The sequence below is a fragment of the Roseibium sp. MMSF_3247 genome (assembly GCF_030733765.1).
Classification (GTDB): domain Bacteria; phylum Pseudomonadota; class Alphaproteobacteria; order Rhizobiales; family Stappiaceae; genus Roseibium.
In genome coordinates, this window is the sequence record NZ_JASHII010000002.1 from 633,115 (window position 1) to 646,160 (window position 13,046).

Sequence of the window (13,046 nt, forward strand, 5' to 3'; positions counted from 1 at the left end):
ATGTCGAAGACCACCAAAAACACAAAATGCCAGATCTTGACCGCTGCGCTTGAGGTCGTCCGCCGCGCAGGCACGCCAGCGTTGACGCTTGATGCTGTCGCAGAAGAAGCGGGGCTGTCCAAGGGCGGTCTGCTTTACAACTTCCCCAGCAAGGATGCGCTCATTCGGGGTATGGTGGAGTTTCTGGCCGGGAAATTTGAAGCCGAAATTGCCGCCGCGCGTGAAAATGCGACCGATGCAGATTCTCCGACGTTGGCCGCCATGGTGGATGTCACAGAAGGCTGGTTAAGTGAGCAGCGCGATGTTGCCCGGGCGATTTTGCCGGCGACCGCCGACAAACCAGACCTTCGGCAGCCATTCATCGACGTCAAGCTCCGGCTGCGGGCCGCGATACTGGAAGAAACATCGCAACTTGGGGCGGCGTGGGTCATTTGGACCAGCCTCGAAGGATTGCATTTTTCCGAAGCGCACTGCGTTTCGACACTGACGGACGACGACCGGGCAGCAGTTTTCGAAGAACTGCGTGGCCGGCTCAAGGACCTCAACCAATAGGACGGAACTCTATGTTGGCATTGTTGAAGACGCCCGCCGCAAGGGTGGCAGCGATCGTTTTGTCGGCGGGTTTATTGGCCGCATGCCAGGACGATGCAATAGATCCGATCGCCGAGGCGGAGGCAAAACTTCACGCTGCCCCAAGGCCAGCCAAAATCTTTACCGTTTCCGATCAGCTCGGTCTTTTGGAGCGCCGGTTTGCCGGTCGGGTGGCTGCGGTGCAAACCGTCGATCTTTCCTTCCAGGTTGCTGGCCGGATCGTTGAGCTGCCGGTCCTGGAAAGTCAGCAGGTGAAGAAAGGCGATCTGATCGCACGGCTCGATACCGCCGACTATGATCGCGCACTGCGTGAGGCGACAATCAACGTCGAGCAAGCCAAACGCGAGTTGGACCGCCTTGCGACCCTGCGCGATCGGAATGTGATTGCGGTCTCCGCCTTCGACGCACAGCAGGACAAGCATGACCTGGCCGTTGAAGCGCTGAAAGAAGCCAAGCTGGATCTTCAGTACTCCGAGCTTCGTGCGCCATTTGACGGCATTGTTTCCCTGCGCCTCATCGACAACTTTACCACGGTAAGCGTTGGAACACCTGTTGTGCGGATGCACGATGTGTCGGAAATCCAAGTCGATATCAATGTGGCCGAGGCCCTCTTCGGGCGGGTGAGGGACACGGAAGTCGTCTCGATCGAAGCCAAGTTTCCAGCCTACGGCGACAAGTATTTCCCACTGATCTATCGCGAGCACTCTTCCCAGGTCGACGATGTGACCCAGACCTACCGTGTCACGCTTGCAATGCCTCGTAAGGGAGCAGACCAGCTGTACCCGGGAATGACAGCATCCGTCCGGGTCAAGTTTCTCCCGGAGGGGCTGTCCCTTGGGGAGATGTTCCTCATTCCGACCGGATCGATCGCCGTTGACGGCGATGGTCAGTCATATGTCTGGATCTATGATGATGGAAGCGATGCCGTCTCCAAACGCAAGGTCGAAGTCGGCACTGTCATGGGCGACTACATCCCGGTGAGTTCGGGCCTTGGGGCTGGTGAAGACATTATTGCTGCCGGAGCCGCATTCTTGAGTGATGGCCAGGTCGTGCGACCGCTGCGCTGATCTGACAGATAATACCGAACAAGGATCTGATCCCTTGGATATTGCACGTTATTCGATCCAGAAACCGGTCAACACCTGGATGATCGTCATCCTGTCTTTGCTCGGCGGTTTGTGGGCACTCAGCACCGTTGGCCGCCTCGAAGACCCGGCCTTCACCATCAAGGAAGCCCAGGTCATCACCAGCTACCCGGGCGCAACGGCTGCCGAAGTGGAGAACGAGGTCACCGAGATCCTCGAGACCGCGATCCAGCAACTGCCGCAGCTGAAGGAAATCACATCTGTTTCCGAACCGGGTCTTTCGCGGATTCGTGTCGAAATCAAAGATACCTATGACGGCACCGAATTGCCGCAGGTGTGGGACGAGCTTCGCCGAAAGGTCGGTGATGAACAGCGCGCACTGCCTGCCGGTGCTGGAACACCGTTGGTCTATGACGATTTCGGCGATGTGTTCGGTCTTTTCTATGCCTTCACTGCAGATGGATATACCAACCGCGATATCCGCACGACGGTTAAGCGGATCCGGCGCGAGTTGCTCACGGTTCCGGGCGTTGGCAAGGTCGATGTCTCCGGCGAACCGGAGGATGTCATTTACCTGAATGTCGACCACGACAAGATGGTCGGCCTTGGTATTTCCATGACCGATATCACCAGCGTGCTCGATGCGGAAAACCGGATCCAGACCAACGGCTCCGGCATATCAGGAGACAAGCGCATCCGGTTGATGACGGCATCCGCTTTTGACGACTTTACGGGCATTCAGGATCTGGTGATCGGCCGTCCGGGCACCACGGCGATGATCCGCCTGTCGGACATTGCGACGCTGGAACTTGGTGAACCCGAAAGGCCCTCCCGGCTGATCAGGCACAACGGACAAGAAGCGGTCACCATAGGTGTCTCGCAGATCGACGGTACGAACATCGTTGAGGTTGGTGGACGTGTCATTGAAAAACTCGCAGAGGTCGAAGCCCAACTGCCGGTCGGGATGCGGATTCACCCTATCTACGAGCAGAACATCGTTGTCGATGAATCTGTGAACGGCTTCATCATCAATCTTGCGGCCTCGGTGGTCATCGTGATCACGGTCCTGGCGCTGTTCATGGGTTGGCGCGCGGCCCTCGTTGTTGGAACCGTGCTTTTGCTCACGGTGATGGCCACGGTTCTGTTCATGCGGCTGTTTGCCATCGAGATGGAGCGGATTTCGCTTGGCGCCCTGATTATCGCGATGGGCATGCTTGTGGACAACGCCATCGTTGTCGCAGAAGGCATGATGATCAACATGCAACGCGGCATGCGGGCCATTGACGCCGCCAGCAAGGTTGTCAAACAAACCATGTGGCCACTGCTCGGTGCGACCGTGATCGGCATCATGGCGTTCTCGGGCATCGGTCTGTCCCCAGATGCAACAGGTGAGTTCCTGTTCTCGCTCTTTGCGGTTATCGGGATATCGCTGCTGCTTTCCTGGATATTTGCGATCACCGTGACACCTTTGTTCGGAAAATACTTTTTCCGAACAGCTGAAGGCGTTGGCGATGATCATGATCCTTACAAGGGCATCCTTTATACGATCTACAGGAAGTTCCTGATTGGAGCGCTGCATGCCCGTCTGCTGACAATCGCGGTGCTGATTGGTGTGACAGTTGCTTGTGTGATGGCTTTCGGCAACGTGAAACAGGCGTTTTTTCCGGATAGCAACACGCCGCTTTTTTATGTCCATTACTGGAAACCTCAAGGCACCGACATCCGGTCGACCGAGGCAGATCTGAAGGACATGGAGACCGTCGTCCTTGCAGATGAACGGGTCAAAACGGTCACCAGTTTTGCCGGCGGCGGGGCTACCCGTTTCATGCTTACCTACGCACCGGAAGATGCCAATCCGGCCTACGGTCACATGATCATCCGGACCCACAGCCGGGATGACATTGATGCTTTGGCGTTGGATCTGCGGGAGCAATTCGGTGAACGGTTCCCGTCAGCCCAAATCATCACGAAACGCCTGGTCTTTGGTCCTGGCGGCGGAGCGAAGATCGAGGCACGGTTCTCCGGACCGGATGAGGACATCCTGAAGCGTCTCGGGGAGGAAGCCCGGGCCGTCTTCCAGCTGCCGGACAATCGCCTGGCTGACGTTAATACCGATTGGCGCCAGCGCGAACTTGTGGTCCGGCCGATCTTTGACGAAGACCGCGCCCGCATCTCCGGCATTACACGCGAAGAACTGTCACTCGCTTTGCAGTTTGCCACTGAGGGTGTTCAGGTGGGAGCGTACCGCGACATTGACGAGAGCATTCCGATCGTCGCGCGAAAGGCCGGAACCGATGGAATTTCTGTGAACGAAAGCGTGTCCGACTCCGTTGTCTGGAGCACAAGCCAGCGCCGTTACGTGCCGGTTGACCAGGTCGTGCAAGAGTTCGTCATGGAGCCGCAGGACACGTTGATCCAGCGCCGCGACCGTGTGCGGACCATCACAGTGGCTGCGGAAACCACGGGCGGCGAAACGGCAGCTGCAGCGCTTGCGCGTGTCCGGCCTCAGATTGAAGCCATTGCACTGCCGCAAGGCTACGCGCTGGAGTGGGGCGGCGAATACGAGAGCACCAACGATGCGCAAGCTTCTCTCGGTGCGCAGCTTCCACTCGGTTTCCTGGTCATGCTGATCATCTCGATCCTGCTGTTTGGCTCGATCCGGCAACCGCTGATCATCTGGTTGATGGTGCCAATGTCGATCAATGGGGTCGCGATTGCCCTTCTTGCGACAGACACGGCGTTTGGGTTCATGTCGCTCCTCGGCTTCTTGTCGCTCTCAGGCATGCTGATCAAGAATGCGATCGTTCTGCTCGAAGAAATCGATCTGATGATCCGGGAGGGCAAAGAAAAGTACCAAGCCATCGTTGAGGCGAGTGTATCGCGTATGCGGCCCGTGATGCTGGCGGCGATCACAACCATCCTTGGCATGGCACCGTTGTTGTCGGATGCTTTCTTCCGCGGCATGGCGGTCACCATCATGGGCGGTCTGGCCTTCGCGACAATCCTGACATTGATTGCAGCGCCGGTCCTCTATGCGCTGTTCTTCCGTGTCCGGCCAACGAAAACAATGAATATACCGACCCCCAAAGAAGAAAACGTCCCAACCGCTGCGGCACCCGTGCCGGGTGAATAAAAAACGCCGCCTGCCGGGCGGCGGCAGGCGGCGTGACCAGAGCTGATCGCGCTCCGGCGGGCAACATCCCGGCCCTGGGGAGGGAGAGGGCCAAGATGCGCCGGGGTCTAGCTTAGATGGGCCAGTTCGCCGCGCAGGCGGGTCTTGCACTCCTTCACGTTGCCGAGCACGCGGGTGCAGACTTCCTGTTTGTTTTCTTTCTCAACCAGGAAAGACTCCATGCGCGCTTCAAGATCCCGCAGGCGGGCGCGGCGGGCGCGGTGGGAGTTTGAACCGGACGGCAAAGCGCCAATACCGTAGTAAGGCCAGAAAAGGGTCATATCGGGGGCTCCTCTGTTTCGGCGGGTCAGTTGGCGGATCAGGCGGTTTGGGCCGGATTGAGCTTGCGCTCGACGCGCTGAATTTCGTCACGCAAACGCAGCTTGAATTTCTTGAGAGATCGGATGTGTTCAACGTCTGGGTAAGGGTGCAGTTCTTCCCGCTGGATCAAGTTGTCCAGAGTGCCGTGCTGGCTGCGAAGTGATTTCAGACGTGCGTACATCTCCTAGGCTCCTCTCAATTTTAAAACATCGTTGCACTTCCGATATGGGGAGTGGATCGAAATAGCGGAAATACATTGTTTCGATAAAATCGATAGAATATATCTATGGAAGAAGCTAAGAGGAAAAGCGGCCATGGGGTATCGACCTTCGGCGCGGCAACTGGAGTATTTTATTGCTCTGGCGGAGGAAGGGCATTTCGGCAAAGCCGCCAAGAAGTGCCATGTATCCCAGCCGACATTATCCAATCAGTTCAAGCTGTTGGAAGACAGTGTTCATACAACACTTGTGGAGCGCGGTACGACCGGCGTCCGCTTGACCGCAGCGGGAGAACGGCTGTTGCCGCTGGCGCGCCATGCGTTGGAAGTGTTGGACGATTTTGTGACGGCAGCTGAAGCCGGGCGCGAAAATCTCGGCGGCTTGATCCGGTTGGGGGTGCCGTCCACATTCGGGCCATATTTCATGCCGTATCTCCTGCCGATTCTGAAGTCGAAATACCCGGAACTTGAGCTTTATATCCGGGAAGACCGGCCGATGGTTTTGGAGCAGCAAATCCTTGATGGCACTCTTGATTGCATCATATCCCCAGACTTGGCGGGTTCAGAACGGCTTCAGGTTTTGAAACTGTGCCTGGAAGACTTGTCGCTTGCCGTGCCGCGGTCCCATCCGCTCTCAGGCCTTGATGTCATACCGGTTGAACTGCTTAAGGGCGAAAGGCTTCTCACGCTGAGCCAAGGGTTTCGGCTTCACGACGATGTTCAGTCCCTGGCGCGGGCGAGCGGCGCTGATTTCCGTCAGGACTATGAAGGGACGAGCCTTGATGCCCTGCGCCAAATGGTGTCGATCGGTATGGGTCTGTGTCTGTTTCCTGCGGCCTATATTGCATCCGAGTTCGGAAAAGAACCGGATATCGTCTTGAAACAGGTCGCGGAAATGAAAACTAGACGGACGATTTGCATAGCCTGGCGGCGCGACAGTGCCCGGCACAATCATTTTCAAACACTTTATGATCTTTCTCTCGAAGCTGTTGAGAACATGAATGTTCCCGGAGTGGAACCAACTTCGGGATGAATGCTGCTACACTGTCCAATGCCGTTGCCCAAGCGGGTGCTTTTTGCCAGCTTTCAAAAACGTGTTGGAGCAAGCCATGCCAAAGATATCTGAAGCAAGCGACTACCAAACCGTCATAACAACCTTTGAAATGACACCGGGAACGTGCCTGGATCTTTTGGAGGAGCTGAAAGACGCGTATCGCGAGTTCATTCAGCACCAGCCCGGATTTATCGGTGCCGGTCTGCACGTCAATGATGCGCAGACACGGATCGCCAATTACTCCCAGTGGCGGCGGCGGGAAGACTTCCTGGCCATGTTGCGGTCCGACGAGATGCGCGAGCGCAACCGCCGGATCCATGCCCTGTGCAAGAGCTTCGAGCCGGTCATGTATGATGTGGCGGAGAGTTTCGCCTGACACTCATGCTGCTGGGGGCTAAAGAGCAAGCCGCCGTGCCTTTGATAACAAGTGGTCCGGACAGTTCCAGTGTCGCGACAAGATCCGACAGGCGTTCAGGATTGCATCCACCGGTAGTTTTGCCGTAAGGTCATGCACCATGAGGATGTTTTTCGTTCAGCTGTTCATTATTCTGTTTGCGGCAACCGCTGTTGCGGATGAAAAGCCCACAAAGATACGACTTACCAATGGCGAATGGGCTCCTTATCAGTCCAAAGACCTGCCGGGATACGGTGTTTCGTCTCAACTTGTGACGAAGGCGTTCGAAGCGGTCGGCATAGAAGTCGAGTATGGTTTCTTTCCCTGGAATAGGGCGATGCTGCTCGTGGAGCAGGGCGCTTGGGATGGAACCTTCATGTGGGTGCTGACGCCGGAGCGGGAGCGCCTCTATCTTGCGAGTGACCCGCTGTTTGTCTTGCGGGAGGTGATCTTCTACTCCAAGGACAATCCTGTTGAAGCAACGGAATTGGAGGACTTGAACGGCAAGGTCATGGGGGCGCTGGATTCCAGCGCGTTTGGCCAACAGTTCGCTCCCTTGATCGATGATGGATCGATCATCGTCGCGAGAGTGCCGAACAATCAGCAACTGTTTCAGATGCTCGCCATGGGGCGGGTCGATTTCGTCCCTGAGTTGGAAACCAGCGGGTACGAGGCTGCCCTGGAACATCTGACGGAAGAGCAGCAGAAACGGATCGGTCATCTGGAGAGGCTGACCTATCCATGGTCCTACCACTTGTTGATTTCACGGCAAACGGAGCATGGCCCGTATTTCGTAGATGCCTTCAACCGCGGTATGGAGATCATCCGAGCCAACGGCGAATTTGACCGCATTATCGGCCCGTACATCCGACCCAGATCGCTGAATTAAAAGGAAGTTGGGTCGTCGGTGCAAATCACAACAAAAAGAAAACGGCCCGTGCATCACTGTGCAAGGGCCGCTTTTCTTATTCGGTTCAGATGACGCGTTTGCTTACTGATATTTCGCCAGGATCTTGGCTTGGGTGCCGTCATCGATCATGGACTTCAGCGCGTCCTGCATCTTTTTGACATTGCCGGCATTCGTGCCCGGATTACATGCCATCGACAGGACTGTCTCAGACAAGACAACCGCTTCTTCGACCGCGACACCGTCTTTCTTGAGGCTGTTGAAGAACGCTTCGGATACGGCGACCATGTCGATCCGGCCCGCTGCCAGCTTCTTGAGGGTTGTTTGCATATCCTTGGCGGCATCGATTTTCGGGAAACCTTTGTCTTTCAACAGAGCTTCCGTGTAGTCTTGGGACTGCGTGCCGACAGAGTAAGCCATGGCTTCGTCGATTGTTGTGGCGTTGACATCAGATCCGGCTTTTTTGATCAGCAGCGTCCGGTCAACATTCAGCGGCTCCACCCAGACGAACAATGGATCACGCGCCTCTGTGTGCGATGCTGTAAACACACAGTAATCTGCTTGTTTTTCAGCCAGGCCGATCGCGCGCGACCATTGCGCCATTTCGACGTCATAGGTCAGGCCTGCGCGGTTCATGATTTCAAAAACCTGCTCAGCACCAAAGCCGACGATCTTGTCGCCTTCCATGTAGTTGAACGGTTTGTATTCCTCGGTGGTGAGGTTGATGTCTGCTGCGTGAGCAGGGGTGAGCACCGCAGCAGCGGCAAGGGCGATGAGGCCAGCAGCAAATTTCATGTCGGTTCCTTTCTGGAGCGATAGGACTGCTTATCGTTGTTTTGCAGCCGTCATTAGAAAGGGGAGGGACTTACTCTTGGTTATGAGTGAGGTGATTTTTGAGTGAAAGTAAGAATAAGGTTATCAAAGTATTTGAGAGAAGTAGTTCTATTAAAATTATCCATGTAAAATATTTCAGTTAGCTGCAAATCAGAGCGCGAAGTGTATTGTTCTTCGGTTTATAGTTGTTGATTTTTAAATGAAGACGGTAAGTAAATTAGGTCATCTGATAAGTTATCCGAACCTGTAAACCGCTCAGCGTTGAGCAGAACGGCTTCCAGTCCAGCTTCAAAATTAACGACGCTGCCGATGAGACTCAGGTCCCACAGAATGTTTGGTAAGGTCCAAAATCCTGTGGTGCCGGCTTTGCGTAAGCCTCCAATCCTTCACGTTCCGCATAAGGATCTTTCAAGACATCGAGCAGGTCTTCAACCAGACTATAATCTCCGGTCTCTGCGGCGGCCAATCCCTCTTCGACCTTGTGATTGCGCGGAATGTAGACCGGGTTCACACGGTTCATCTCGCGGCTGATTTCTTCGGCTGGGCGCCCTTCTGCGGAGAGCCGTTGATCCCAGCGATTTACCCAGGCAGATATATCGGCCTTGTCTTCGAAGAGATCAAAAAGGGAAGCGGTGTTTCCGGAGACAGCATCGGACAGACGCCGGAAAACCAGAGTGTAGTCAGCTTTGGATGCCTCCATCGCGCTGAGAAGGTCCTCAAACAGAGTGACGTCATCATCTTGCAGGTCAGTCAGGCCAAGTTTTTTGCACATGCCATTGAGCCAGGCGGTTCGATAGCGATCCGGAAATTTGTTCAGTTCCTGAGTTGCAAGTTCTACGGCTCTGTCGAGGTCCGCTGAATCGAACAAGGGGAGCAGGGCTTCTGCCAAGCGTGCCAGGTTCCACTGCATGATGGTGGGCTGACGGCCGAAGGCATAGCGCCCACCGTGGTCAATCGAGCTGAAAACAGCGGCCGGGTCATAACCGTCCAAAAACGCGCAGGGACCATAGTCGATCGTTTCACCAGAGATCGTGGTGTTGTCTGTGTTCATCACACCATGGACGAAGCCGATCAGCATCCATTCGGAAACCAGCCGGGCCTGGCGGTCCACAACACGGGCAAGGAACTGAAGATATCGATCGTCCGCGTCCGGGTGGTCCGGGTCATGCCGCGCGATGGCGTAGTCCGCCAGTTGCCGCACCTTGTCCGTATCACTTCGGGCCGCAAAGAATTGGAAGGTGCCGACCCGCAAATGGCTGGATGCTATACGGGTAAGGACGGCGCCAGGTTTCAGGCCTTCGCGTTGGATCATTTCGCCGGTTGTCACGGCCGCAAGCGCACGTGTTGTTGGCACACCGAGCGCGTGCATCGCTTCGCCGAGGATGTATTCCCTCAGGACCGGGCCAATCACTGCCTTACCGTCGCCACCGCGTGAGAACGGTGTCCGGCCGGAGCCCTTGAGTTGAATGTCGCGGCGATGGCCTTTCTGATCGATCACCTCGCCAATCAAGAGGGCCCGGCCATCGCCGAGCTGAGGCGAAAACCCGCCGAACTGATGACCGGCATAGACCTGTGCGAGGGGAGAAGCCCCTTCAGGACTTGCCGAGCCAGCAAAGACAGCCGCCATTTCGGGAGCAGCAAGCGCCGCGCTATCAAGACCGAGTTCACCGGCGAGCGAGGAGTTTAGAAGGACCAGCTTCGGGTCCGGCACGGCCGCGCCCTGCCACTCGACGTAGAACCCGGGAAGTTCGCGGGCATACGTATTGTCGAACTGAAAGGCAGGTGGCTGTGTTGTCATGGCGGCGAGATCCGGTCGGTCACTGTCTACTGTCGCTATATAGTTTTTATCCCGCTTGCTTTCGACCCCACAGCGCCAATTACCAAGGTTCCAATTTTTTTTGAAGGAGATTCGCAGTCTGCTTCAGACGGACATGCGGACAGGGTTGTTCCTCCCTCCGAAGCGAACCTATCGGCGAAGAAACAGGAAATTGAAAACCATTTACTGAGCAAAAAGACGCATTCGTTGCCGTCTGCATTGACCCAGCACGCTCAGTCTGTCACCACGCACGTAAGGGAATACTCCCGAAAAGAAGAAAACGGGATATCCCAGTGCATCCGAGCCAGATCCAGGACCTTGTCGAACACTGCGAGCAGTATCGAACTCCTAACAATGCAACTGCTCTTTTCCAGGTTCTCACGACCGTGCCATTGTTCGTTGCTCTGGTTGCCGCCATGTATGCTGCGGTGGACATCAGCTATTGGATCACCCTGGCCCTATCTGTGCCGACCGCCGGATTGATTGTCCGCTTGTTCATCATTCAGCATGACTGCGGCCACGGATCATTCTTCTCGTCCAAAACGGCCAATGATACGACCGGACGGCTGATGAGCATCCTGACGCTCACACCCTATGCGTATTGGCAGCGGGCACATGCGCTTCACCATGCGACATCATCCAACCTCGACCGGCGCGGCTTCGGAGATATTGATACGCTAACAGTTGAGGAATTCCGGTCTCTGCCACTTCACAAACGCGTCTGGTACCGGATCTATCGGAATCCGTTTTTCATGACATTCGTCGGCGGTGTTCTGCACTTTCTGATTATCCAGAGGCTCCCGTTCACCGTTCAGCGTCCGTCCTGGAAGATGACCGCCAGCGTGCTCTTGTTGGATCTTGCCATTGTTGCCGTCTACGGCACGCTCGCGTTCTTCATGGGGTGGGTACACTTCGTGCTCGTTTTTGCACCGATCGTGGTGCTGTCAGCCGCAGCCGGCGTCTGGCTCTTTTACATCCAGCATCAGTTCGAAGAGACACATTGGTCCCGCGATGGCGTTTGGGATCGGAAGACGGCGGCAATCCTCGGCTCGTCTTATTATGAGTTGCCAGCGATCCTCAATTGGTTCACAGGCAACATCGGGCTGCATCACATCCACCATCTTTGCAGTCACATTCCGAATTACCGTTTGCAGGAATGCATGGCGGGGAAGCCGGAGCTGGCCTCCATCAATAAGCTCACCATTTGGGAAAGCCTGAAAAGCGCGCATCTGGCGCTATGGGATGAAGAGGCCAAACGGCTGGTGCCGTTCTCGGCTGCTTGAACTCTGCCGAGCAGAACCCCGATGCGCCAGCGTCGTTGAGTGACCGCTCGGATGAAGAAATCCGGGCGCACTGCTAACGGTCGGTGTATGAGTTACGGGAGCACATTTGAAGGAAATCTCCCGTGACTGACACTTTCTGCCGCTTGTCTCAAGATGCCGCCGCTCCAGAAATTGATGCCCCAGCGCCGGACCGGTTGATATCAGGATCACCTGAATTCACCACCTGGAACGTCGAAGAGCGCGATGGTCTTTTTTGTGGCATTTGGCGCTCCACGCCGGGAAAATGGCGGATCCAGTATGACGAATGGGAATACTGCCGCATCCTCGATGGCCACTCTGTCCTGACAGACACGGACGGGCAGGAGCATCACGTGAAAGCTGGAGACAGTTTTATCCTGCGCCCAGGGTTTTCCGGCACCTGGGAAGTTCTGGAAACCACCAACAAGGAATACGTCATTCGTTTGTAAGACGGCTGGGATCGATCGACTGCGTGCAGTCGGCCGACAAAACTCTGCAGCGGTTGTCTAGAAACGGAAGGCGACGCCGGCCATCGGCCCGTGTGTGACGGTGTCATAGGTAAATGCCTCTGTGCCGGATTTTCCGTTGTCATAGTCCACGCCGGTCGCCTTGTAGTGCAGATGCATCGCCCAACGCTCGTTGAAGTGATAGCCGACGCCGGCCTGCGCGCCCCATGTGAAGTCAGAGACCAACCCGAACCCGCCAACGTTGGCACTTCCGAATAGAGACCATTTGTCGTTCAGGAAATGCTGCCCGCGCAGCCCGATGACCGGATCGATCCATTGTTCGGTGATCGTCCTGGAGAAGGAATTGCGCGGCACGTTCGCGGTGACATCAATCTGATTGTACCACCAGCGTCCGCCCGCATAAGCCTCCAGCCAGCTTGAACCCTGTCTCCAGAACCGGTAGCCGAAAAAAGCTTCGCTCACCAGCTGTTTGACCCCGGCACTGACAGTGCCTCCGACGCGCGGGAATGTTCGGCCAGACCCGAGATCCATATACGCAACGTCGAGCGTTGCACCGAACCGGCCGTCATACAGCGCTTCGAAATGCCCCATCGCGCCGAACTGCAAGTTCTCAAAGATGGTTCCCGGCGACACGTCAAGCGACGTATTCGGCAAGCGGCCAATCGTCGTATCGCCCTGAATGGTCGGCGCAAGCAGATAAGGCGCAATCACGAACTCCCAGCTGCGTTCAACGCGAAGTTCTGGTGTGTTTGTAGCAGGGGGCGGCGAGGGCAGATCAGCAGCGGCGCTTGGAGTGGCCAGCGAAACCGCAGCAACAAATGAATAGCTCAGCAAAGCCTTGGAACTCAGGTTCGTTTGGAACACTCGGTGTATCGTTGTTGACCCAC

The 13,046-nt window shown here is 56.0% G+C and carries 13 protein-coding genes; 8 read left to right on the plus strand and 5 right to left on the minus strand.

The features are described 5' to 3' along the window. Genes RBB44_RS08350 through RBB44_RS08360 form a run of 3 tightly spaced genes read left to right on the plus strand, consistent with a single transcriptional unit; the run spans position 1 to position 4,809 of the window. On the plus strand, positions 1–552 hold the full coding sequence (locus RBB44_RS08350) for a TetR/AcrR family transcriptional regulator (protein ID WP_209175999.1): 552 nt from the start codon (positions 1–3) through the stop codon (positions 550–552). An 11-nt stretch (positions 553–563) separates the two neighbouring features. Further along, positions 564–1,658: an efflux RND transporter periplasmic adaptor subunit gene (locus RBB44_RS08355; RefSeq protein ID WP_306146937.1), complete on the plus strand. Its 1,095-nt coding sequence runs from the start codon at positions 564–566 to the stop codon at positions 1,656–1,658. A 34-nt stretch (positions 1,659–1,692) separates the two neighbouring features. Beyond that, complete coding sequence (locus RBB44_RS08360) at positions 1,693–4,809, plus strand: efflux RND transporter permease subunit (protein WP_306146938.1); 3,117 nt, start codon at positions 1,693–1,695, stop codon at positions 4,807–4,809. A 107-nt stretch (positions 4,810–4,916) separates the two neighbouring features. Here RBB44_RS08360 and RBB44_RS08365 read toward each other — a convergent pair whose 3' ends face one another. Both RBB44_RS08365 and RBB44_RS08370 read right to left on the minus strand, forming a co-directional pair. Beyond that, positions 4,917–5,129, minus strand: a complete 213-nt coding sequence (locus RBB44_RS08365) for a hypothetical protein (protein WP_133950228.1) — start codon at positions 5,127–5,129, stop codon at positions 4,917–4,919. A 38-nt stretch (positions 5,130–5,167) separates the two neighbouring features. Continuing rightward, a complete protein-coding gene (locus tag RBB44_RS08370; RefSeq protein ID WP_133950226.1) occupies positions 5,168–5,350 on the minus strand; it encodes a YdcH family protein in 183 nt (60 codons plus the stop codon). A 133-nt stretch (positions 5,351–5,483) separates the two neighbouring features. Here RBB44_RS08370 and RBB44_RS08375 point away from each other — a divergent pair, with 133 nt between their 5' ends. The 3 genes from RBB44_RS08375 to RBB44_RS08385 all read left to right on the plus strand — a co-directional run bounded on the left by RBB44_RS08375 (position 5,484) and on the right by RBB44_RS08385 (position 7,723). Beyond that, positions 5,484–6,419 (plus strand): hydrogen peroxide-inducible genes activator, encoded by a 936-nt coding sequence (locus RBB44_RS08375; RefSeq protein WP_306146939.1) that lies wholly within the window; start codon positions 5,484–5,486, stop codon positions 6,417–6,419. A 76-nt stretch (positions 6,420–6,495) separates the two neighbouring features. Beyond that, the gene (locus RBB44_RS08380) at positions 6,496–6,816 is read left to right on the plus strand and encodes an antibiotic biosynthesis monooxygenase (protein WP_040453314.1); all 321 of its coding nucleotides are present in this window, start codon (positions 6,496–6,498) and stop codon (positions 6,814–6,816) included. Positions 6,817–6,955: 139 nt separating this feature from the next. Then, positions 6,956–7,723, plus strand: coding sequence for an ABC transporter substrate-binding protein (locus RBB44_RS08385; protein ID WP_306146940.1), 768 nt, complete (start codon positions 6,956–6,958; stop codon positions 7,721–7,723). A gap of 102 nt (positions 7,724–7,825) precedes the next feature. Here the strand turns inward: RBB44_RS08385 and RBB44_RS08390 are convergent, their stop codons facing one another. Together RBB44_RS08390 and RBB44_RS08395 are read right to left on the minus strand one after the other, a co-directional pair. Beyond that, a complete protein-coding gene (locus RBB44_RS08390) occupies positions 7,826–8,536 on the minus strand; it encodes an ABC transporter substrate-binding protein (RefSeq protein ID WP_306146941.1) in 711 nt (236 codons plus the stop codon). A 355-nt stretch (positions 8,537–8,891) separates the two neighbouring features. After that, positions 8,892–10,373, minus strand: coding sequence for a YdiU family protein (locus RBB44_RS08395; protein WP_306146942.1), 1,482 nt, complete (start codon positions 10,371–10,373; stop codon positions 8,892–8,894). 311 nt (positions 10,374–10,684) lie between these two features. Between RBB44_RS08395 and RBB44_RS08400 the strand changes: the two genes are divergently transcribed. After that, positions 10,685–11,674, plus strand: a complete 990-nt coding sequence (locus RBB44_RS08400; protein WP_306146943.1) for a fatty acid desaturase — start codon at positions 10,685–10,687, stop codon at positions 11,672–11,674. Between the two features lie 122 nt (positions 11,675–11,796). Further along, on the plus strand, positions 11,797–12,141 hold the full coding sequence (locus tag RBB44_RS08405) for a cupin domain-containing protein (RefSeq protein ID WP_306146944.1): 345 nt from the start codon (positions 11,797–11,799) through the stop codon (positions 12,139–12,141). 57 nt (positions 12,142–12,198) lie between these two features. Here the strand turns inward: RBB44_RS08405 and RBB44_RS08410 are convergent, their stop codons facing one another. After that, positions 12,199–13,023 carry an outer membrane protein gene (locus RBB44_RS08410; protein WP_306146945.1) on the minus strand — a complete coding sequence of 275 codons (825 nt, stop codon included), beginning with the start codon at positions 13,021–13,023 and terminating at the stop codon, positions 12,199–12,201. Between the last annotated feature and the right edge of the window lie 23 nt (positions 13,024–13,046).

Bases quoted from the DNA above. Each gene is read 5' to 3' on its own strand.
- RBB44_RS08350 (WP_209175999.1), top strand. From the start codon at position 1: ATGTCGAAGACCACCAAAAACACAAAATGCCAGATCTTGACCGCTGCG.
- RBB44_RS08355 (WP_306146937.1), top strand. From the start codon at position 564: ATGTTGGCATTGTTGAAGACGCCCGCCGCAAGGGTGGCAGCGATCGTT.
- RBB44_RS08365 (WP_133950228.1), bottom strand. From the start codon at position 5,129: ATGACCCTTTTCTGGCCTTACTACGGTATTGGCGCTTTGCCGTCCGGT.
- RBB44_RS08370 (WP_133950226.1), bottom strand. From the start codon at position 5,350: ATGTACGCACGTCTGAAATCACTTCGCAGCCAGCACGGCACTCTGGAC.
- RBB44_RS08375 (WP_306146939.1), top strand. From the start codon at position 5,484: ATGGGGTATCGACCTTCGGCGCGGCAACTGGAGTATTTTATTGCTCTG.
- RBB44_RS08380 (WP_040453314.1), top strand. From the start codon at position 6,496: ATGCCAAAGATATCTGAAGCAAGCGACTACCAAACCGTCATAACAACC.
- RBB44_RS08385 (WP_306146940.1), top strand. From the start codon at position 6,956: ATGAGGATGTTTTTCGTTCAGCTGTTCATTATTCTGTTTGCGGCAACC.
- RBB44_RS08390 (WP_306146941.1), bottom strand. From the start codon at position 8,536: ATGAAATTTGCTGCTGGCCTCATCGCCCTTGCCGCTGCTGCGGTGCTC.
- RBB44_RS08395 (WP_306146942.1), bottom strand. From the start codon at position 10,373: ATGACAACACAGCCACCTGCCTTTCAGTTCGACAATACGTATGCCCGC.